Annotated in this window: 19 protein-coding genes; all 19 read right to left on the bottom strand. The window is 70.4% G+C overall.

Annotation, left to right across the window (positions count from 1 at the left end):
- Positions 1 to 84: 84 nt before the first annotated feature.
- A complete protein-coding gene (locus tag ACIRPX_RS32470) occupies positions 85 to 900 on the bottom strand; it encodes a F0F1 ATP synthase subunit delta (protein ID WP_404201938.1) in 816 nt (271 codons plus the stop codon).
- A complete protein-coding gene (locus tag ACIRPX_RS32465; RefSeq protein ID WP_404201936.1) occupies positions 897 to 1,445 on the bottom strand; it encodes a F0F1 ATP synthase subunit B in 549 nt (182 codons plus the stop codon). The genes ACIRPX_RS32470 and ACIRPX_RS32465 overlap by 4 nt, the downstream gene beginning before the upstream one ends.
- A 34-nt stretch (positions 1,446 to 1,479) precedes the next feature.
- Positions 1,480 to 1,725 (bottom strand): ATP synthase F0 subunit C, encoded by a 246-nt coding sequence (gene atpE, locus ACIRPX_RS32460; RefSeq protein ID WP_232652291.1) that lies wholly within the window; start codon positions 1,723 to 1,725, stop codon positions 1,480 to 1,482.
- Between the two features lie 87 nt (positions 1,726 to 1,812).
- Positions 1,813 to 2,619, bottom strand: coding sequence for a F0F1 ATP synthase subunit A (atpB, locus tag ACIRPX_RS32455; protein ID WP_404201934.1), 807 nt, complete (start codon positions 2,617 to 2,619; stop codon positions 1,813 to 1,815).
- Positions 2,620 to 2,913: 294 nt separating this feature from the next.
- A complete protein-coding gene (locus tag ACIRPX_RS32450; protein ID WP_404201932.1) occupies positions 2,914 to 3,366 on the bottom strand; it encodes a hypothetical protein in 453 nt (150 codons plus the stop codon).
- 331 nt (positions 3,367 to 3,697) lie between these two features.
- Positions 3,698 to 5,014 (bottom strand): MraY family glycosyltransferase, encoded by a 1,317-nt coding sequence (locus ACIRPX_RS32445; RefSeq protein WP_404201930.1) that lies wholly within the window; start codon positions 5,012 to 5,014, stop codon positions 3,698 to 3,700.
- Between the two features lie 150 nt (positions 5,015 to 5,164).
- A complete protein-coding gene (gene glyA / locus ACIRPX_RS32440; RefSeq protein ID WP_404201928.1) occupies positions 5,165 to 6,406 on the bottom strand; it encodes a serine hydroxymethyltransferase in 1,242 nt (413 codons plus the stop codon).
- Positions 6,407 to 6,543: 137 nt separating this feature from the next.
- Complete coding sequence (locus tag ACIRPX_RS32435; RefSeq protein ID WP_404201926.1) at positions 6,544 to 7,224, bottom strand: protein-tyrosine-phosphatase; 681 nt, start codon at positions 7,222 to 7,224, stop codon at positions 6,544 to 6,546.
- Entirely contained in the window at positions 7,221 to 7,868 is a 648-nt protein-coding gene (locus tag ACIRPX_RS32430; protein ID WP_404201924.1) for an L-threonylcarbamoyladenylate synthase, read from the bottom strand. Before ACIRPX_RS32430 ends, ACIRPX_RS32435 begins: the two co-directional genes overlap by 4 nt.
- Positions 7,869 to 7,920: 52 nt before the next feature.
- Positions 7,921 to 8,766 carry a peptide chain release factor N(5)-glutamine methyltransferase gene (gene prmC / locus ACIRPX_RS32425; protein WP_404201922.1) on the bottom strand — a complete coding sequence of 282 codons (846 nt, stop codon included), beginning with the start codon at positions 8,764 to 8,766 and terminating at the stop codon, positions 7,921 to 7,923.
- Positions 8,767 to 8,921: 155 nt separating this feature from the next.
- Complete coding sequence (gene prfA, locus ACIRPX_RS32420) at positions 8,922 to 9,998, bottom strand: peptide chain release factor 1 (RefSeq protein ID WP_404201920.1); 1,077 nt, start codon at positions 9,996 to 9,998, stop codon at positions 8,922 to 8,924.
- Between the two features lie 105 nt (positions 9,999 to 10,103).
- On the bottom strand, positions 10,104 to 10,328 hold the full coding sequence (rpmE, locus tag ACIRPX_RS32415) for a 50S ribosomal protein L31 (RefSeq protein WP_019753312.1): 225 nt from the start codon (positions 10,326 to 10,328) through the stop codon (positions 10,104 to 10,106).
- A 171-nt stretch (positions 10,329 to 10,499) separates the two neighbouring features.
- Positions 10,500 to 11,639 (bottom strand): LCP family protein, encoded by a 1,140-nt coding sequence (locus ACIRPX_RS32410; RefSeq protein WP_404201918.1) that lies wholly within the window; start codon positions 11,637 to 11,639, stop codon positions 10,500 to 10,502.
- A 404-nt stretch (positions 11,640 to 12,043) separates the two neighbouring features.
- Positions 12,044 to 14,068 (bottom strand): transcription termination factor Rho, encoded by a 2,025-nt coding sequence (gene rho / locus ACIRPX_RS32405; RefSeq protein WP_404201916.1) that lies wholly within the window; start codon positions 14,066 to 14,068, stop codon positions 12,044 to 12,046.
- Between the two features lie 414 nt (positions 14,069 to 14,482).
- On the bottom strand, positions 14,483 to 15,400 hold the full coding sequence (gene thrB, locus ACIRPX_RS32400; RefSeq protein ID WP_404201914.1) for a homoserine kinase: 918 nt from the start codon (positions 15,398 to 15,400) through the stop codon (positions 14,483 to 14,485).
- Positions 15,401 to 15,649: 249 nt separating this feature from the next.
- Positions 15,650 to 16,708 carry a threonine synthase gene (thrC, locus tag ACIRPX_RS32395; RefSeq protein ID WP_404201912.1) on the bottom strand — a complete coding sequence of 353 codons (1,059 nt, stop codon included), beginning with the start codon at positions 16,706 to 16,708 and terminating at the stop codon, positions 15,650 to 15,652.
- Positions 16,709 to 16,714: 6 nt separating this feature from the next.
- Positions 16,715 to 18,007 carry a homoserine dehydrogenase gene (locus ACIRPX_RS32390; protein ID WP_404201910.1) on the bottom strand — a complete coding sequence of 431 codons (1,293 nt, stop codon included), beginning with the start codon at positions 18,005 to 18,007 and terminating at the stop codon, positions 16,715 to 16,717.
- A gap of 283 nt (positions 18,008 to 18,290) precedes the next feature.
- Positions 18,291 to 19,682: a diaminopimelate decarboxylase gene (lysA, locus tag ACIRPX_RS32385; protein ID WP_404201908.1), complete on the bottom strand. Its 1,392-nt coding sequence runs from the start codon at positions 19,680 to 19,682 to the stop codon at positions 18,291 to 18,293.
- Between the two features lie 25 nt (positions 19,683 to 19,707).
- Positions 19,708 to 20,952 carry an ArgS-related anticodon-binding protein NrtL gene (gene nrtL, locus ACIRPX_RS32380; protein ID WP_404201906.1) on the bottom strand — a complete coding sequence of 415 codons (1,245 nt, stop codon included), beginning with the start codon at positions 20,950 to 20,952 and terminating at the stop codon, positions 19,708 to 19,710.
- Positions 20,953 to 21,070 lie beyond the last annotated feature (118 nt).

Raw genomic sequence — 21,070 nt, 5'->3', positions numbered from 1 at the left:
GCTGTGCCGCGGGCCCCCAGCAATCTTCTGCAATTTCTGCACGACCCAACCGGGCCGCTGTTCTTCTTCTTGGCCGGGTGGCCGTCAGCCGGCAACCCGCCGGGACGCCTCCGCGAGGCGCTCCGCGATCGTGCCGTCGATGACTTCTTCACCGACCCGTACGGAGATCCCGCCGAGGACCGTGGGGTCCACGTCCAGGTTCAGATGCATCTGGCGTCCGTACAGCTTCGCCAGCGCAGCGCCGAGACGCTGCTTCTGTCCGTCCGTGAGCGGCACCGCCGAGGTCACGACGGCCACCGCCCTGTCCCTGCGTGCCGCGGCGAGCCGGGACAGGGCCTCGAGGCCTGCCTCCAGGCTACGTCCCCGCGGCCGTGTCACAAGGCGCACGACCAGCCGCTCCGTGACCGGGTTGGCCCGGCCGCCGAGCAGGCTGTGCAGCAGCTCGCTCTTCGCCTCGGTCGAGGCCGCCCGGTCGGTCAGTGCGGCGCGCAGCGCGGCACTGGACTGGACGATCCGGCCGAACCGGAACACCTCGTCCTCGACGTCGTCGAGCGTGTTCGCCTGCTGAGCCGCCGTCAGGTCGGCGGTGGCCGCAAGCTCCTCCACCGAGTCGACGAGGTCGCGCGAACGCGACCAGCGCGACCGGACCATGCCGGTGACCAGGTCGAGGGCGGAGCCGTCGACGTGTCCGGTCAGCAGGCGGCCCGCGAGCTCGGCCCTGGCCTCACCGGACTGCACCGGGTCGGTGAGGACCCGACGCAGGGTGACCTCGCGGTCGAGGAACTCGGTGACGGCCGCCAGCTGCTCGGCGAGCTGCCCGGCGTCGACCGACGAGGAGTCGGTCAGCGCCTCGAGACGCTCCCGCGCGGCTGCGTGCGCTTCGCGGCTCGCTCCGTTCATGGCGTGGCCTCGGCCTTCGCCGCGCTCTCCTCGAGCCCGTCGAGGAAGCGGTCGACCGTACGGCTCTGGCGGGCGTGGTCCTCGAGGGACTCACCGACCAGCTTGCCGGCCAGCTCGGTGGCGAGCTTGCCCACGTCCTGGCGGAGCGCGGTGACCACGGCCTTGCGGTCCGCCTCGATCTGGGCGTGGCCGGCGGCGATGATCTCCTCGCGCTGCCGCTGACCTTCCGCCCTCATCTCCTGGATGATCGTGGCGCCCTGCTCGGTCGCCTCCTGGCGCAGGCGTGCGGCCTCGTGCCTGGCTTCGGCGAGCTGAGCCCGGTACTGCTCGAGGATCTGCGTGGCTTCGGCCTGCGCCTCCGCCGCGCGCTCCAGGCCGCCCTCGATCGCGTCGTGCCGCTCCTCCAGGGTCTTCTGGATGTTGGGCAGGAGCTTCTTGCCGAGGACGCCGAAGACGATGAAGAAGCAGATCAGGCCGACGATCAATTCCGCTGTTTCGGGAATGAGAGGATTCTCAGCCCCCGCCTCAGCCAGGAAGGCCATCATGTCTGAACCTTTCGTCGAGAATGGCTACTGGTCGTCAGCTGCTGAAGACGAAGGGAACGACCAGGCCGAGCAGCGCCAGCACCTCACAGAGCGCGAAGCCCAGGAACATGTTGGTGCGGATGATCGGCATGGCCTCGGGCTGACGGGCCATGGCCTCGATGGAGTGACCGAAGACCAGACCGATGCCGACGCCGGGGCCGATGGCGGCGAGACCGTAGGCGATCGCGCCCATACGACCCGCGACGGTGGAGGCAGCAAGGTTAACGAGCTCGGCAGACATTTCCCTGTCTTCCTTTTGTGATGTGTGCGATGCGGTCCGTTGGGAGGGCTTCCCAGCGGCGGTGATGCGGGAGGGGTGCAGTGCGGGTCAGTGACCCTCTTCGAGCGCTCCCTGGATGTAGATCGAGGCGAGGAGCGTGAAGATGTACGCCTGAAGGAACTGGATCAGTACCTCCAGGGTGGTCATGGCGAGCGCCAGCAGGAACGAGCCACCGGCGACGGCCGACATGATCGACGGAGTGAGCAGGTACCAGGTCGCCACGCTGAACATCACGATCAGCATGTGGCCGGCGAACATGTTGGCCCACAGCCGCACCGCGAGGGTGAACGGGCGCAGGATCACGTTCGAGAAGAACTCCAGCAGGACGATCAGCGGAATGAGGGGCTTGGGCAGACCGTCCAGCCAGACCAGGTTCTTGACGCCGCCCCTGAACCCGTGCGTCTTGAACGTCAGGAACATGTAGGTGATGTACACCAGGGCGGCCAGTGCGACCGGGTACGCGAAGCGCGAGGTCGCCGGGAACTGTGCCACCGGGATGATGGACATCACGTTCATGATCCACACGAAGAAGAAGATCGACGTGAGGAAGGGCACGTACTTGCTGCCCTTCTTGCCGATCACTTCCAGCGCGATGCTGCGCGCGACGAAGTTGTAACCGATCTCGCCGACGAGCTGCAGCTTCCCGGGCACCAGCTTCGGCTTGCGGAAGGCCGCGAAGAAGAAGCCGACGATGACGAGCATGCAGATGATCGTCAGAAGCATCGGCTTCGTGAAGTCGAAGCTGCCGACGCTGAAGATCGGCTTGAAGTCGAACGAGTGGAGGCCCGGCGCGGGAAAGGCACAGTCAGCATTGATGTGGCAGCCGCTTTCAGCGAGCAGCATGTGGGCACTCACCCGTGACTCCTTCGTCGTGACGCATAAGTAACGGCAACCTTGTGTGTCAGCGCGGCTGGTGAGGCCGCTGATCGGCACTGGGGACGTGGTGGTGTGACGGTGCCGCCGCAGTCCGTGGGCCGCATCCGCCGAGGGCCCGGCCGCTCGGATTCCGTGCTGTGATCACAGCTCTCGGTCCGAGTGCGCCGGCAGCCGTGGAGGCGATGTCCTGCCCCGCTCGAGAAGCGGAAGGAACCCCCACCGGAAGCGCTTCCGGACGATAGCAGATAGGCATGTATCGCCTTTACGTGCCCCCTACGCCGCATCACGGGACTCCGCCTTGGCCGGGTCCGCCTCCTTGGCAGGCACGGACGGCACGGGGTCCACGTAGAGCATGCGGCTGGTGAGACTCTGCTTCACCTGGCCACCGACCCACGCCAGAGCGGTGACCAGCAGGCTGAGAGCGAAGGCCCGGCCGTTGAACAACGTGGTGTCGCTGAAGGCGATGACGAAGATGCCGATGAGCAGCATCTGCACGGTGTAGACGAGCAGCCCGGCCGTCATCGCCACCTGCGGCTTGTCCTGCGTGAGGCGCATCAGCGCGGCGGAGCCGAGTCCGAAGAAGCCGGCGACCACCGCGAGGGCCACCACTCCGCCGACCAGGCCCTTCTCACCGGCGACGACCGCGCTGACAACGGTGGCGACGATGCCCACGGGGGCCGCGATGATCGCTGCTCCCCGGAGGATCCGGACGTCGTTTGGCTGCATGCGGACGGCTCCAACGGAAGTGGGGGTCGAGACGTGGTGACCGGGTGTCACCGATCGGTGCCCCGGTGCAGTGCAGAGGTTAACGCGAGGAGGTGTGGGCGCTTCGGGCCAATGGACCGTTCCGCCAGGGCCTTTCGGCGCTTCACTCAACTGGTAGTGAACGCTATCACAAACTATTTGATGCGGTCTTTACCTACTTGGTGTGCTCGCTGTCACACATGAGAGTGACAGTGCGCGTCTGTGCGGAATCCAGGCCTGTATGTCTGGTATTGGGGCACTTTACTCCCCCACGACTTGGCAATGCTCTAGTCAGATTCTTACCTTGCCGGCGTCAGCGGGACGTACCGGCGTTCCGCCGGTCCACGAGCTGCGGGCGGGCGTTCACAGCGGTCGCTCCGTTGACTCCCGCCACACCGGCCGCGACCGGGGCCCGCTCCTCCTCGACGGCGTCCTGCGCGAGCGCCGCTTCGGCGGCCGCGCCGCGGCGGCGGTAGCGCGGCGGGACGAGGTGCTCGGCCCACCCCGGGGCGCGTGGGGTGAAGCGCGGCAGCAGGAGCAGGGCGAGCCCGACCGCGCTGAGGATCACGATGCCCAGGACGATCCACATGGACGCCGAGTTGACCGAGTAGGCGAGCGCGCCGAACGCGATGAGCGCCGACCAGAAGTACATGATCAGCACCGCCCGGCTGTGCGAGTGCCCGATCTCCAGGAGCCGGTGGTGCAGATGCCCGCGGTCGGCGGCGAACGGCGACTGGCCCCGCCAGGTCCTGCGCACGATGGCCAGCACCAGGTCCGCCGTCGGCACCGCGATGATCGTCAGCGGCAGCAGCAGCGGGATGTAGACGGGCACCGTCTGGTGCACGGCCGCCTTCTCGGACCCGACGAACAGCTTCAGCGCGTCCGGGTCGACCTGCCCCGTGATGGAGATGGCGCCCGCGGCCAGCACCAGGCCGATCAGCATCGAGCCGGAGTCGCCCATGAAGATCCGCGCGGGGTGCATGTTGTGCGGCAGGAAGCCGATGCACATGCCCATGAGGATCGCCGAGAACAGCGTCGCCGGGGCGGCGGCCTCGATGCCGTACGAGTACCAGATCCGGTAGGCGTACAGGAAGAACGCCGCGGCCGCGATGCAGACCATGCCGGAGGCCAGGCCGTCGAGGCCGTCCACGAAGTTGACCGCGTTGATGGTGATGACGACGAGCGCCACCGTCAGCAGCGTGCCCTGCCACTGGGTGAGCGCCACGCTGCCGACGCCCGGGATGGGCAGCCACAGGATCGTCAGACCCTGCATGACCATGACGCCGGCGGCGATCATCTGGCCGCCCAGCTTGATCAGGGCGTCGATCTCGAACTTGTCGTCCAGGACGCCGATCAGCCAGATGAGCGCCGCTCCGGAGAGCAGCGCCCGCGGCTCGTTCGACTTGTCGAAGACCTCACTGAGGTTGGTGAGATGGTCGGCGACCAGCAGGCCCGCGCACAGGCCGAAGAACATGGCGATACCGCCGAGGCGCGGAGTCGGTTCCCGGTGCACGTCACGGGCCCGGATCTCCGGCATGGCTCCGGCCACGATCGCGAATTTCCGTACCGGTCCTGTCAGCAGGTACGTCACCGCGGCCGTGATGCAGAGCGTCAGCAGGTATTCACGCACAGGCTTCCCCACAGGTCTCGCTGGCCATCTCAGCCCCACACCCTAGCGACGGACGCATATGAGTGAGGACTTCCGGGTAGCGACGATGGTTGCACGCGTGCCTGTGCACGCAGAGCGCACCCGGGTGCACAGGGGTGCGAGTACCCCCGCTCACCCTGGGTACGGCTGAAATCTACCGGTCAGCTCGCGCACCTCGTCACGTGCCTTCTGGCTGTCGGCCACGCCGCGCAGCACCTCCGTGAGCAGGGCGGCGATCCGCTCCATCTCCTCCTCTCCCATGCCCTGGGTGGTCAGCGCGGCCGTGCCGAGCCGCAGGCCGCGGGCGTCGCCGTGCGGCAGCGCGCAGCAGTCGAGCACCATTCCGGCCGCGGCGAGCCGGCCGCGCGCCGTCCGTCCGTCGACGCCGAGGGGCGCCGGGTCGGCGGTGATCAGGTGGGTGTCGGTGCCGCCGGTGGTGACGGCCAGGCCCTGCTCCGCCAGCCCGGCCGCGAGCGCCCGCGCGTTGGTGACCACCTGATGGGTGTACGCGGCGAAGGCCGGCGTCGCCGCCTCGCCGAAGGCGACGGCCTTCGCCGCGATGGTGTGCATCTGCGCGCCGCCCTGGGTGAAGGGGAACACGGCGCGGTCGACCCGCTCCGCGAGCTCGGCGCCGCACAGGATCATGCCGCCGCGGGGGCCGCGCAGCACCTTGTGCGTGGTGGCGCAGACGACGTCGGCGTACGGCACCGGGCTGGGCGCCGCTCCCCCGGCGACCAGCCCGATGGGATGCGCCGCGTCGGCGATCAGATAGGCGCCCACCTCGTCGGCGACCTCGCGGAAGAGGGCGTAGTCGATGTGCCGCGGGTAGGAGATGGAGCCGCAGACGATCGCCTTGGGGCGGTGCGTGAGGGCGAGCGTGCGCACCTGGTCGTAGTCGATGAGCCCGGTCTCGGCGTCCACCCCGTACCCGACGAAGTCGAACCAGCGGCCGGAGAAGTTGGCGGGCGAGCCGTGCGTGAGGTGGCCGCCGTAGGGCAGGCCGAGAGCGAGGACGGTGTCGCCGGGGCGCAGCAGGGCGGCGTACGCGGCGAGGACGGCGGACGAGCCCGAGTGGGACTGCACGTTGGCGTGCTCGGCGCCGAAGAGGGCCTTCGCCCGGTCCACGGCCATGCGTTCGGCCATGTCGACGATCTCGCAGCCGCCGTGGTGCCGGGCGCCCGGATATCCCTCGGCGTACTTGTTGGCCAGCGGCGAGCCGAGCGCGGCGAGGACGGCGGGCGAGGTGAAGTTCTCCGCGGCCACGAGCTGGAGCGTCGTGGACTGCCGGTCGAGCTCCCCGAGCAGGATCTCGGCCAGCTCGGGATCCTGCTGCCGCAGGGCGTCGGCGGTCTGAGGGGCTTGGATGACCGGCATGGTGGGCTCCGGGCGTCGACGATGACGTACGACCAATGTAGGCCCGGGACATCCGAGGTGCGCGGTTCTTGCCTCCTTGCGGGGGCCCGGCCCGCGCCGTCGCCACCGGAACCGGTGCCGTCGCTCGGGGTGCCCTCTCAGGCGCGCGCGGCGACGCCCGTCAGCGCCGTCACGACCGGGTCCAGCGCCTGGTGTATCTCGTCGCCGATCGAGCGGAAGAACGTCAGCGGGGCGCCGTAGGGGTCGTAGACCTCGTCCGCCTCGGCCGTGGGGGCCAGGAGCCACCCGCGCAGGGCGGCGGCCGCACGGACCAGGGCGCGGGCGCGCGTGACGATGCCGTCCTCCAGCGGGGGCAGCGTCGCGGGGTCGATCGCCCGGACCAGGCGGGTGAACTCCTTCAGGGTGAAGGTGCGCAGGCCCGCCGAGTGGCCCATGGAGATGACCTGGGCACGGTGGTCGCGGGTCGCCGTCAGCACGAGGTCGGCCATGATGACGTGCTCGTCGAGCAGTTCACGGCCGGTGAAGCCGGAGGCGTCCGCGCCGAAGTCGGCGAGCACCCGCTCCGCGTTGGCCTCCATGGGCGCGCCCTCGTGGCCCCAGGTGCCCGCGCTCTCCACGATCAGCGCACCGCCCAGGACGCCCAGCCGCTGCATCACGAAATGGCGGGTCAGCCGCTCGGTGATGGGTGAGCGGCACACGTTGCCGGTGCTGACGTGGAGGATGCGGAAGCAGTCGCGTGGAAGCCCGACAAACGTTGTCGTGATCTCCGTCGCCCGTTCCCCGTTGCCTATGCCACGCCCCGCGTCAGGGGCTGTCAATTGGCCACCTCGAGGTCGGGTACGACCTTGCGCAGCTCCTCCGGCGACAGCGCGCCCTCGCGCAGCAGCACCGGTACGCGGCCGGTGACGTCCACGATGGAGGACGGGACGTTGCCGGGCGTCGGGCCGCCGTCGAGGTAGACGGAGACGGAGTCGCCGAGCATGTCCTGCGCCGCGTCACAGGTCTCCGGCGCCGGGTGCCCGCTGAGGTTGGCGGAGGAGACGGCCATCGGGCCGACCTCGGTCAGCAGCTCGATGGCGACCGGGTGCAGCGGCATGCGCACGGCGACCGTGCCCCGGGTCTCGCCCAGGTCCCACTGGAGCGAGGGCTGGTGCTTGGCGATGAGGGTGAGCGCGCCCGGCCAGAAGGCGTCGACGAGCTCCCAGGCCATCTCCGAGAAGTCCGTGACGAGACCGTGCAGCGTGTTCGGGGAGCCGATCAGCACCGGCGAGGGCATGGTGCGGCCCCGGCCCTTGGCCTCCAGCAGGTCGCCGACGGCCTCCGAGGAGAACGCGTCCGCGCCGATGCCGTACACCGTGTCCGTCGGGAGGACCACGAGCTCGCCACGGCGGACGGCGGACGCGGCCTCGCGCAGACCGGTCGTGCGGTCGGTCGCGTCATTGGTGTCGTATCGCCGAGCCATGTCTAGCGGGCCTCCTCGTGCACGTACGTCCGGGAAAGGGTGTGCGGGGCGGTCACGGCAGCGCCTTGCGGGCGGTCGCGAACCGGGGGCGGTTGTTGAGGTCCGGGTGGTCGGCCGCGTCGGCCCAGCCCCGCTCCTCGGTGAAGATCCACGGCACCTGGCCGCCCTGGGTGTCGGCGTGCTCGATGACGACGACGCCGCCCGGGCGCAGGAGCCGGTGCGCGGTCCGCTCCAGACCGCGGATGAGTGCGAGGCCGTCCTCGCCCGAGAACAGGGCGAGTTCGGGATCGTAGTCCCGCGCCTCGGGCGCGACGTACTCCCACTCGGTGAGCGGGATGTAGGGCGGGTTGGAGACGACCAGGTCGACCTGGCCGTCGAGGTCGCGGAAGGCCTCCAGGGCGTTGCCCTGACGCAGGTCGACCCGGGAGCCGGCGACGTTCTTGCGGGCCCACTGGAGCGCGTCCTCGGACAGCTCCACGGCGTGCACGCGCGAACGCGGGACCTCCTGGGCGAGGGCGAGCGCGATGGCGCCGGAGCCGGTGCACAGGTCGACGATGCAGGGCTCCACGACGTCCATGGCCCGCACGGCGTCTATGGCCCACCCGACCACGGACTCGGTCTCCGGGCGCGGCACGAACACACCCGGGCCCACCTGGAGTTCGAGGTAGCGGAAGTAGGCCCGCCCGGTGATGTGCTGCAGCGGCTCGCGCTGCTCGCGCCGGGCGATGACCTCCCAGTAGCGGGCGTCGAAGTCCGCGTCCTTCACGGAGTGCAGCTCGCCCCGCTTCACGCCGTGCACGAACGCGGCGAGCTCCTCCGCGTCGTTGCGCGGCGAGGGCACGCCGGCGTCGGCCAGCCGCTGGGTGGCCTGTGCCACCTCTGCGAGCAGCAGGTTCACGCAAGTCCTCCGTGTCGTACTGGGTCGTGCGTACGGCCTCAGGGGGTGTCTCATGGGTCGGGCCGGGGTCGCGGGGTCTGGCACGCACCAGACCCCGCTCGGCTCAGCTAATCAGTCACCGCACATCTCCTCCGGCCCGACCCATGAGACACCCCCTATGCGGCGGCCAGCTTCGCCGCCGAGTCCGCGTCGACGCAGGCCTGGATCACCGCGTCGAGGTCACCGTCCAGGACCTGGTCAAGGTTGTACGCCTTGAAGCCCACGCGGTGGTCCGAAATACGGTTCTCCGGGAAGTTGTACGTACGGATCTTCTCGGAGCGGTCGACGGTGCGGACCTGGCTGCGGCGGGCGTCGGCGGCCTCCCGCTCCGCCTCCTCCTGCGCCGCCGCGAGCAGCCTGGAGCGCAGGATACGCAGTGCCTGCTCCTTGTTCTGCAGCTGGCTCTTCTCGTTCTGGCAGGAGGCGACCACTCCGGTCGGAATGTGCGTGATGCGCACCGCGGAGTCGGTCGTGTTGACGGACTGGCCGCCGGGCCCGGAGGAGCGGTAGACGTCGATGCGGAGGTCGTTGGGGTTGATCTCCACGTCGACCTCCTCGGCCTCCGGGGTGACCAGGACACCCGCGGCCGAGGTGTGGATACGGCCCTGGGACTCGGTCGCCGGCACGCGCTGCACGCGGTGCACGCCGCCCTCGTACTTCAGGCGCGCCCAGACGCCCTGTCCGGGCTCGGTGGCGCCCTGGCCGCCCTTGGTCTTCACGGCGACCTGGACGTCCTTGTAGCCGCCCAGCTCGGACTCGGTGGCGTCGATGATCTCGGTCTTCCAGCCGACGCGCTCGGCGTAGCGCAGGTACATGCGCAGCAGGTCGCCGGCGAACAGCGCCGACTCGTCGCCTCCCGCGCCCGCCTTGATCTCGAGGATGACGTCCTTGTCGTCGCTGGGGTCGCGCGGGACGAGCAGCAGGCGCAGCTTCTCGGTGAGCTCCTCGCGCTGCTTCTCCAGCTCCTTGACCTCGGCGGCGAAGTCCGGGTCGTCCGCGGCGAGTTCACGCGCGGTCTCGGTGTCGTCGCCGGTCTGCTTCCAGGTGCGGTACGTGGCGACGATCGGGGTGAGCTCGGCATAGCGCTTGTTCAGCCTGCGCGCGTTGGCCTGGTCGGCGTGGACCGACGGATCGGCGAGCTTCGTCTCCAGGTCGGCGTGCTCGGCGACGAGTTCCTCGACGGCCTCGAACATCTTGGGCTCCTGAAATGCGGAAAGGGAGGGAAGGCGGACGACCAAAAACGCCGGTCCCGGCGCGCCTGTGAAGGGCGCGGCCGTGGACCGGCGAATGGGAGCCCGCTACTTCTTGGAGCCGGCTGCAGCCTTGCCGAAGCGGGCCTCGAAGCGGGCCACACGGCCACCGGTGTCGAGGATCTTCTGCTTGCCCGTGTAGAACGGGTGGCACTCGGAGCAGACCTCGGCGCGGATGGTGCCGCTGGAGATCGTGCTGCGGGTGGTGAACGACGCGCCACAGGTGCAGCTGACCTGCGTCTCGACGTACTCGGGGTGGATGTCGCGCTTCAAGGTGTCTCCTAGTTTCGGGAGGGCACCGGGTCGCTTCCGCGGGATACGGAAACGTGAACCGGGGCCGACGTACCAGTCTGCCAGGACTGGGGCCATCCCCCAAAACCGGGGGTTCGCCTGTTCTATTCCGGGAAGGTCGCGGGCGGCCTCCGGCCGGGGCCTGCCGTACCGCTAACCGGCGCTGACGACGCCCTTCGCCTCGCCCGTGGCCGTCCCGGTGGTCGCCGACGCCGGGACGGCCCGGTCGTTCTTCAGGGCCGTCCAGACCTGCTCGGCCTTGCTCTTCTCCACGACGACCCGGTTCGGGTTGGCCGGGTCGTACCGGACCGGCATGGTGATCATGGTCATCTTCGAGGAGCTGATGCCCTTGAGACCGTTGGCGAACGACATCAGGGAGTTCACCGACCCCAGGTCGGAGTCGGCGGTCACGGCCTTGGTGGCGGTGTCGGCGAGGTCGTAGAGCTTCTTCGGGCTGGTGAAGACGCCGAGGTGCTTGACCCGGTCGACCAGTGCCTTGACGAAGGCCTGCTGGAGCTGGATGCGGCCGAGGTCGGAGCCGTCGCCGACGCCGTGCCGGGTGCGGACCAGGCCGAGGGCCTGCTCGCCGTCGAGGGTGTGCGTGCCGGCCTTGAGGTGGAGGTGGCTCTCGCGGTCGTCGATGGCCTTGGTGGTGGTGATCGGGACGCCGCCGAGCTCGTCGATGAGCTTCTGGAAGCCCTTGAAGTCGACCTCGAGGTAGTGGTCCATGCGGATGTGCGTCAGGGACTCCACGGTCTTCACGGCGCAGGCGGCACCGCCCGTGGAGTAGGCGGAGTTGAACATCACGCCCTGCGCGGCGGGATGGCTGCCGCCGCCGGTGTCGGTGCACGCGGGGCGGTCAACGAGGGTGTCCCGCGGGACGGAGACCACGGCGGCCCGCTTGTGGCCCTTGTACACGTGCACGATCATCGCGGTGTCGGAGCGGGCGCTGCCGTCGTCGGCGCCGCCGCCGAGCTTCTTGTTGCCGCCGGCGCGGGAGTCGGAGCCGAGCACGAGGATGTTCTCGGAGCCGTTGTCGACCTTCGCCGGCCGGGAGGTGCCGAGGGCCGAGTCGATGTCGACGCTCTTGATGTTGCCGTTGAGCTTGAAGTACAGGTATCCGGCTCCGGTGCCGCCCAGGACGACGATGCCCGCGGCGGTCCAGGCCGTGATCAGAAGACCCTTGCGGCGCCCGCTGCGGGGCTTGCGGCGGCGGCCCTTGGCGCTGTCGCGCGGGCCGCTGGTGCCGGAATCCCCCGGTATGCCGGGGTCCGGTGTGCTCTCGGCAGTCATGTGCTCCTCGTCGTCCTCGTCCGGTCGGATACCCCCTGATGTCAGGGACAGGCCTGTCGATACGGGTCGTACCGCACCATCGTCACTCCATCCGGTCAGACGGAGAAACCCGGGAAAGGGTTGCACGACGCGACGTGGCCACAGCGTGGACACCCGGGCACACCGCGTCACATTCGTGGACGGGCGCACCGCGCTCACCTGCGGCATCGGCCGAAGAGGCCGTACGGCCGGAAACCGGCACCGAACGGGACTCTCGTGGCAGGGATCTCGCTCCTGACCCCGCCGGCGCCCTCGCACGTGCGCGGCCCGGTCCCGCACAGCGCCGAAAGGCCCCCTCCCGTCACCGAAGCGAGCGGGAGGAGGCCTTTTCCGGGAGGCTCCCGGAACTCTCCTGGGGCCGGGCGTCAGTCGCCGTTGCCGGGCGTCGGCGTCGTCTTCTGGATCTGCATCAGGAACTCGACGTTCGACTTCGTCTGCTTCATCTTGTCGAGAAGCAGCTCGATCGCCTGCTGCTGGTCCAGCGCGTGCAGGACACGGCGGAGCTTCCAGACGACGGACAGTTCCTCGTTGCCGAGCAGGATCTCTTCCTTGCGGGTGCCGGACGCGTCCACGTCCACCGCCGGGAAGATGCGCTTGTCGGCGAGCTTCCGGTCGAGCTTGAGCTCCATGTTGCCGGTGCCCTTGAACTCCTCGAAGATCACCTCGTCCATGCGGGACCCGGTGTCCACCAGGGCGGTGGCGAGGATGGTCAGCGAGCCGCCGTCCTCGATGTTGCGGGCCGCACCGAAGAAGCGCTTCGGCGGGTACAGCGCGGTCGAGTCGACACCACCGGAGAGGATGCGGCCGGAGGCGGGCGCCGCCAGGTTGTAGGCACGGCCCAGTCGCGTGATGGAGTCGAGCAGCACGACGACGTCGTGGCCCAGCTCCACCAGGCGCTTGGCGCGCTCGATGGCGAGCTCGGCGACCGTGGTGTGGTCCTCGGCCGGGCGGTCGAAGGTCGAGGAGATGACCTCGCCCTTGACCGACCGCTGCATGTCGGTGACCTCTTCCGGACGCTCGTCGACCAGGACGACCATCAGGTGGCACTCGGGGTTGTTGTGCGTGATCGCGTTGGCGATCGCCTGCATGATCATGGTCTTGCCGGTCTTCGGCGGGGCCACGATCAGACCGCGCTGGCCCTTGCCGATCGGCGACACGAGGTCGATGATGCGGGTCGTCAGCACGCCCGGGTCGGTCTCCAGACGGAGCCGGTCCTGCGGGTAGAGCGGCGTCAGCTTGTTGAACTCCGGGCGGCCACGGCCGTGTTCGGGCGCCATGCCGTTGACGGAGTCGAGGCGGACCAGCGCGTTGAACTTCTCGCGCCGCTCGCCCTCCTTCGGCTGACGGACCGCGCCGGTGATGTGGTCGCCCTTGCGCAGGCCGTTCTTGCGGACCTGGGCGAGCGAGACGTACACGTCGTTCGGGCCCGGCAGGTAGCCGGAGGTCCGGATGAACGCGTAGTTGTCCAGGATGTCCAGGATGCCCGCGACCGGGATCAGGACGTCGTCCTCGGTGATCTGCGGCTCGCCCGCAATGTCGTCACGGCCACGACGGCCACGACGGTCGCGGTAGCGGCCGCGACGGCCACGGCGGCCGCCCTCGAAGTCGTCGTCGTCCTGGGGGCCGTTGTCGCGCTGCTGGCGGTCCTGACGGCCACCGCCCTGCTGGTTCTGCTGACCGCGCTGGCCCTGCTGGTCGTCGCCCTTGTTGCCGCGGCGGTCACCGCGGTCGCGGCCGCGGTCGCGGCGGTCGCGGCGGGCACGGCCCTCGCCGTCACCGGCGTCGCCCTTGGCCTCGTTCTGGCCCTGGCCCTGGCTGTGGCCCTTGGACTCGTTCTGCGCGGCGGGCGTCTCCGCCTTCGGCTCGCTCTTCGCCTCGGCGGCGACCGTCTCGGGGCTGCCCGCCTCGGCGGTGGCGCGACGGCGGCGGCGCTCGGCGGGGGCGTCCTCCGCGGCCCGCTCGGCGTCGCGGGAGGCGCTGCCGGCCGGCTGGCCGGGAATCTCGATCTGCTGCTGGGCGACGGCCTTCTCGGCCGGCGCGGCCGCCTTCTTCTCGGCGGCGGCCTCGTCACCCGTGCGGGACCTGGAGGTGGCGCGGCGCTTGGGCTTGGTCTCGGTGGCGCCCTCGGCGGGCTTGGCCGGAGCGGCGGCACCTCCCCCGGCCTGCGCCTCCTTGATGACCTCGATCAGCTGGCTCTTGCGCATGCGCGCCGTGCCCCTGATGCCGAGGCCGGATGCGACCTGCTGCAGCTCGGCCAGCACCATGCCGTCGAGGCCGGTACCGCGGCGTCGCCGGGAGCCTGCACCGGTGGCAGGCGCGGCGGCGTCCGTGGCGGGCGCGGCAGCAGTCTCCTCGACTCGTGCGCCCATCAGATCGGTGGTGTCGCTCACGAAGGGTCCTTCCCTGGAGCGGACGTCGGCCTGTCTGGCTCGGCGACCGGTTGTGCTTCCGGCTGCGGTCCTTGCTCTCCGGACCGCGCCGGGGCGGTGGTCCGCCAAAGGTGGCGGAGGCAATATCTTGGGATGGCGCTTCCCGAAGCCGTGACCGTGGCACCCAGTGTCGGTGTCACGTGGCTCGGTCGCACCGATTCCGGAGCGTGCCCGGCAAGTCGCTCAGTGCTCGCGTACGAGGTACTGCCCGCGTACGTCGTACGGAACACAGTGCGGCTTGGGAGGCTCCCGGAAGAATGTCTGTCCCGAACTGGGACACGAGGCACCTCGCCATGGTGGGGTCGGGTGCAGACTTGAGGTTAACACTACCGGATCCAACAAACATTCCCCCTCTCGAAATCCGGCAACCGTGTGTCAGGTCGCAAGCGGCAGCACGCTCGCTCCCTCGGCATCGAGCTCGAGCCGGTTCGCGGCCCAGCCCTCACCTGCCACATCGGCCACCTTGTCGGCGCTGTCGGCGTCGGCCAGCGCGAGCACGGTGGGTCCGGCGCCGGAGATGACTGCCGGGACCCCGTCGGCCCGCAGCCGCTCCACCAGCGCGGCGCTCTCGGGCATGGCGGGCGCGCGGTATTCCTGGTGGAGACGATCCTCGGTGGCGGGCAGCAGCAGCTCGGGGCGCCGGGTGAGGGCCTCGACGAGCAGGGCCGCCCGGCCCGCGTTGGTGGCGGCGTCGACGTGCGGCACGGTGCGCGGGAGCAGGCCGCGCGCGGTCTCGGTGAGAACCGGCTTTCCGGGCACGAAAACCACCGGAACGATGGAATCGGCGGCGTCCATCCTGATCGCACGCGCGGCACCCGCCTCCAGCCAGGAGAGGGTGAAACCGCCGAGCAGACAGGCCGCCACGTTGTCGGGGTGCCCCTCGATCTCGGTGGCGAGCTCGAGCAGGGCCGTGTCGTCGAGCTTCGACTCCCCGCCTATGGTCACGGCGCGCGCGGCGACGATGCCGGCGCAGATGGCTGCCGAGGACGAGCCGAGGCCGCGGCCGTGCGGGATGCGGTTGGCGCACACGATCTCCAGGCCGCGCGGCTGCCCGCCGAGCAGGTCGAAGGCGGTGCGCAGGGACCGTACGAGCAGGTGCTTCTCATCACGCGGCAGCGTCTCGCTGCCCTCGCCCGCGATGTCGATGTGCAGCCCCGTGTCGGCCACCCGGACGACCACGTCGTCGTAGAGCCCCAGCGAGAGGCCGAGGGCGTCGAAGCCCGGGCCGAGGTTGGCGCTGGTGGCGGGGACACGCACCCTTACGGCTGCGGCGCGGAATGCAGGACCGGCCATCTCTCGATGACTCTCCTTAGAGCTGCGTGATGGTCGAAGACATTCGATACGACATCGGATACGTACACGGAGACCCTCGGGCCGCTGAAGCGGCGCGGCACCGTCCACATGCTCCGTGTACGGAGGCATATGCGGCGGGCGGGTTCGGTACAGCCTATCGAAGGAAGCTTCGGTGGCGACATAGGGCGCACAGGAGGCGCACGATGCGTGCCGCAAGCCCCCTGTGCACCCCTTGGCGGGAGTCCCCGGTCAGGCCAGACCGAGGCGCTCGGCGGCGGCCACGGCGTCGACCGGGACGGTGACCGGCTGCGGCGCGCCGGCGACGGCCCAGTCGGGGTCCTTGAGGCCGTTTCCGGTCACCGTGCACACGATGCGCTGCCCCGGGTCGACCTTGCCCTGCTCGGCCGCCTTCAGCAGACCCGCGACGGACGCGGCGGACGCGGGCTCGACGAAGACACCCTCCTGGGCGGCCAACAGCCGGTAGGCGCGCAGGATCTCACGGTCCGTCACCTCGTCGATGAAGCCGCCGGACTCGTCCCGCGCGGCCAGCGCGTACTGCCAGGAGGCGGGGTTGCCGATGCGGATCGCGGTGGCGATGGTCGAGGGGTCCTTGACGATCTCGCCGCGCACGATCGGGGCGCTGCCGGACGCCTGGAAGCCCCACATCCGGGGCGTGTGCGTGGCCACGCCGTCGGCGGCGTACTCCTTGTAGCCCTTCCAGTAGGCGGTGATGTTGCCCGCGTTGCCGACCGGGAGGACGTGGATGTCGGGCGCGTCGCCGAGCATGTCGACGATCTCGAAGGCGGCCGTCTTCTGGCCCTCGATACGCACCGGATTGACCGAATTCACCAGCGCCACCGGGTAGTTGTCGCTCAGCGCGCGGGCGAGGGTGAGGCAGTCGTCGAAGTTTCCGTCGACCTGGAGGATCTTGGCGCCGTGCACCAGCGCCTGGCCCATCTTGCCGAGCGCGATCTTGCCCTGCGGGACCAGAACGGCCGAAACCATACCGGCCCGCACGGCGTACGCGGCCGCGCTGGCCGAGGTGTTGCCGGTGGAGGCGCAGATGACGGCCTGCGCGCCCTCCTCCTTGGCCCTGGTGATGGCCATGGTCATGCCACGGTCCTTGAAGGACCCGGTCGGGTTCGCGCCCTCCACCTTGAGGTGGACCTCGCAGCCCGTGCGCTCGGAGAGCACCTGCGCGGGCACGAGGGGCGTGCCGCCCTCGCGGAGCGTCACGACCTGCGTGGTGTCGGAGACGGGCAGCCGGTCCCGGTACTCCTCGATGATTCCGCGCCACTGGTGGGTCATTGCTGGTTACTCTCCTTCAACCCGCATGATGCTGGCGACACCCCGCACGGTGTCGAGCTTGCGCAGCGCCTCGACGGTCCCGCTCAGGGACGCGTCGGACGCGCGGTGGGTGACGACGACGAGGGAGGCCTCGCCGTTGTTCCCCTGCTGCCGAACGGTATCGATCGACACGCCGTGCTCGGAGAACACGGTGGCGACCTGAGCGAGAACGCCCGGTTTGTCGGCCACGTCGAGACTGATGTGGTAGCGCGTCACGACGTCGCCCATGCCCGACACGGGCAGCGCGGCGTACGCCGACTCGCCGGGCCCCGTCGACCCGCTCAGCCGGTTGCGGCAGACGGCGACGAGGTCTCCCAGCACGGCGGAGGCGGTGGGAGCGCCGCCGGCACCGGGGCCGTAGAACATGAGCTGCCCGGAGGCGTCCGACTCCACGAACACCGCGTTGTAGGCGCCGCGCACGGAGGCGAGCGGGTGGCTCAGCGGAATCATCGCGGGGTGCACGCGCGCGGTGACGGACCGGCCGTCCCCGGCCCGCTCGCAGATGGCGAGCAGCTTGATGGTGCAGCCCATCTCCTTCGCCGAGCGGAAGTCTGCGGCGGTGACCTCGGTCATGCCCTCGCGGTAGACGTCGTCGAGACGCACCCGCGAGTGGAAGGCGATGCCGGCCAGGATCGCGGCCTTGGCGGCGGCGTCGAACCCCTCGACGTCGGCGGTCGGGTCGGCCTCGGCGTAGCCCAGGGCGGTGGCCTCGTCGAGGGCCTCCTGGTAGCCGGCCCCCGTCGAGTCCATCTTGTCGAGGATGAAGTTGGTGGTGCCGTTGACGATCCCGAGCACGCGGTTGACCTTGTCGCCGGCGAGGGACTCGCGCAGCGGGCGGATCAGCGGGATGGCTCCGGCGACGGCGGCCTCGTAGTAGAGGTCCTTGCCGCGCTCGTCCGCGGCGGCGTGCAGGGCCGCGCCGTCCTGGGCGAGCAGCGCCTTGTTGGCGGAGACCACGGAGGCGCCGTGCTCGAAGGCGGTGGTGATGAGGGAGCGGGCGGGCTCGATACCGCCGATGACCTCGACCACGACGTCGATGTCGCCGCGTTTGACGAGGGCGGTGGCGTCGGTGGTGACGAGGGAGGCGTCGATGCCCTCGCGCACCTTGGACGGCCGCCGTACGGCCACGCCCGCGAGCTCCACGGGCGCGCCGATGCGGGCGGCGAGGTCGTCGGCGTGCGTCGTCATGATGCGCGCCACCTCTGAGCCGACAACCCCACAGCCCAGCAGCGCCACCTTCAGCGGACGCGTACGCATCATCCGACCTCGTTTCCTCATACCGGCTACGGTTGGACCAGTCTCACTCACCGGACGGGAGTTTCTATCCCATGTCCGGATCGTGAGACATCGATTTCATTTGTACGGGGCTGGACGACAGGAGATCTTCCAGCGGGCTGCGTCTGTCGCTGCGTCTGTCGCTGCGGCTGCGTCTGTCGCTGCGGCTGCGGCTGCTGTCTTCGGCCCCGACATCTGGCTCGGGCTCCTGCCTACCGTCTCCCGTCCCCTGCCTCCTGCCCCCTGCCTCCTGCCTCCTGCCTCCTGCTCAGCCGACGTCGAGGCGCAGCAGGTCCTCCTCCGTCTCGCGGCGCACGATGACGCGGGACTCGCCGTCGTTCACGGCGACGACGGGCGGCCGGAGGACGTGGTTGTAGTTGCTCGCCATGGAGCGGCAGTACGCGCCCGTCGCGGGCACCGCGATGAGGTCACCCGGTGCCAGGTCGGCCGGCAGGAACGCGTCCTTCACCACGATGTCCCCACTCTCGCAGTGCTTGCCGACGACCCGGGCGAGCATCGGCTCGGCGTCGGAGGTGCGGGAGAGCAGGGCGACGCTGTACTCGGCGTCGTAGAGCGCGGTGCGAATGTTGTCCGACATGCCGCCGTCGACGGAGACGTATGTCCGCAGGCCGTCGAGGGGCTTGATGGTGCCGACCTCGTAGAGCGTGAAGGCCGTCGGGCCGACGATGGCGCGGCCGGGCTCGACGGAGATCCGCGGCGTGAGCAGCCTGGCGGCCTCGCACTCACGGGTGACGATCTCGGTCAGCGCCTTGGCGATCTCGTGGGGTTCGCGCGGGTCGTCGTCACTCGTGTACGCGATCCCGAGCCCGCCCCCCAGGTCGATCTCGGGCAACTCGACACCGTGCTCGTCCCGGATGTCCTTGAGCAGTCCGACGACGCGGTGCGCGGCGACCTCGAACCCGGACATGTCGAAGATCTGGGAGCCGATGTGCGAGTGGATCCCGATCAGCTCGATCCCGTCGAGCTGCAGCGCCCGCCGTACGGCCTCGGCGGCCTGTCCCCCGGCGAGCGGGATGCCGAACTTCTGGTCCTCGTGGGCGGTGGCGATGAACTCGTGCGTGTGCGCCTCGACCCCGACCGTGATCCGGATCTGCACCCGCTGCCGCCTGCCGAGCTCCTGCGCGATGTGCGCGACGCGGACGATCTCCTGGAAGGAGTCGAGGACGATACGGCCGACGCCCTCGGTGACGGCGCGGCGGATCTCCTCCACGGACTTGTTGTTGCCGTGGAAGGCGATGCGGTCGGCGGGCATGCCCGCGGAGAGCGCGGTGGCGAGCTCGCCGCCGGAGCAGACGTCGAGGTTGAGCCCCTCCTCGTGCAGCCACCGCACGACGGCACGGGAGAGGAAGGCCTTGCCGGCGTAGAAGACATCGGCGTCGGCCCCGAAGGCGCTGCGCCAGGCCCGCGCCCGGGCCCGGAAGTCGGCCTCGTCCAGGATGTAGGCCGGAGTGCCGTGGCGCTCGGCGAGCGTCTTGACGTCGACGCCGCCGACGGTGGCCACGCCGTCCTGGTCACGGGTGACCGTGTGGGCCCAGACCTTCGGGTCGAGCACGTTGAGGTCGGTGGGCGGGGCGGAGTAGTGGCCCTCGGGGAGGACGTCGGCGTGACGGGGCCCGGCGGGGTGTGCGGAACGGCTCATTTTCTCGGGTGGCTTTCTGTGTGCGTCACAGGTGATCGGGTGCGTCGATGCCGAGCAGGGACAGGCCGCCGGCCAGCACCGTCCCGGCGGCTTCGGCGAGCGCGAGCCGGGCACGGTGGGCGGCCGAGGGTTTCTCGTCACCGCGCGGAAGCACCGCGGGCAGGACGGCGAGAACGGCATCGGCGACACCGACGAGGTGCCGGGCCAGACTGTCGGGCGCCCGGTGCGCTGCCGCACGGGCCAGGACGCGGGGGTGGTCGGCGAGGAGGTCGGCTAGGTGGGAGAGGGGGGCGTGGGGGGCGCGGGAGAGGGGGGTGTGCGAGGTGTGGCGGGTGTGGGAGGAGAGGGGGGCATCCCCGGGCCCGGACACGGCGCCGCTGGGTTCGGAGCAGACGTCGTCCGTGGACTCGGACGGGAGGTCTCCGGGTTGGGGCTGGACGTCTCCGGGCACGGACGGCAGGACCCCGGGTTGCGACTGGACGTCTCCGGGCACGGACAGCAGGACCCCGCGTTGGGCCTGGACGTCTCCGGGCACGGACAGCAGGACCCCGCGTTGGGCCTGGACGTCTCCGGGTTCGGAGGTGAAGCCCAGATCGGCGGCGTTGCGGCTGACGGCCCGGGTGCGGGCGTAGGCGTAACGGACCCGGAAGAGAGGGTTGCTCTCACGCTGGACCAGGTGGTCGGCGGTGATACGGGGCCGGTCGTGGGCGGCGGGGTGCAGCAGCGCCCAGCGGGCGGCGTCCGGGCCGAGCAGGGCGGGATCGTCCGGGGCCGGCACGGGCCGCAGGTTCACCGGCTCACGGTGGTCGACCTCGACGCGCCCCCCTTGCGAGCCGACGATCCGCACCAACGCGTCCGCGACGACCTCGGCACGGACGTCGTACGGGATACGCAGCTCGACGACCTGCCCTGCGAGCGAGTCGCCGTGGCCGTAGGCCGGTCCGGCGTCGCGGATCTCGCGGACGAGGGCGGCCGCGGAGCCCGCCGCCGACTGGAGGCTGAAGTTGATGAACCCCGGCCCGGTGACGACGACGTCGGCGACACCGTCCGTCCCGGCGAGGTGCTGGCGCAGGATCTCGGCGACCCGCAGCGGCGGCTGCCCGGCCGGCCGTGCGAGCTGGAGGGCGATGCCGGTGGCGTAGTCACCGCACCCACCCGGCCCTGGCGGCGTGACCACGGCCCGCCGCGGCACGGCGACGCTCAGCTCCCCCTCCTCGACAGCACAACGCACCGCGCGCAGCACGGTGCGGGACAGCTCGACGGGGGTCACGGGTCAAGCGTATGGGAGGAGGGGGGCCGGGGGGCGAGTCGGATTGGGGTGGGTCCGGGATGTGGACGGGGGTGGTGGGTGAGGGGTGCGGTGGAGGGGGGTCGTTGGATGCGGGGCC

Origin of the sequence: Streptomyces sp. NPDC101225 (assembly GCF_044767585.1) — a bacterium.
GTDB lineage: Bacteria > Actinomycetota > Actinomycetes > Streptomycetales > Streptomycetaceae > Streptomyces.
The sequence above is the reverse complement of the archived record's forward strand: the minus strand, read 5'-3'. Positions and strand labels throughout refer to the sequence as shown.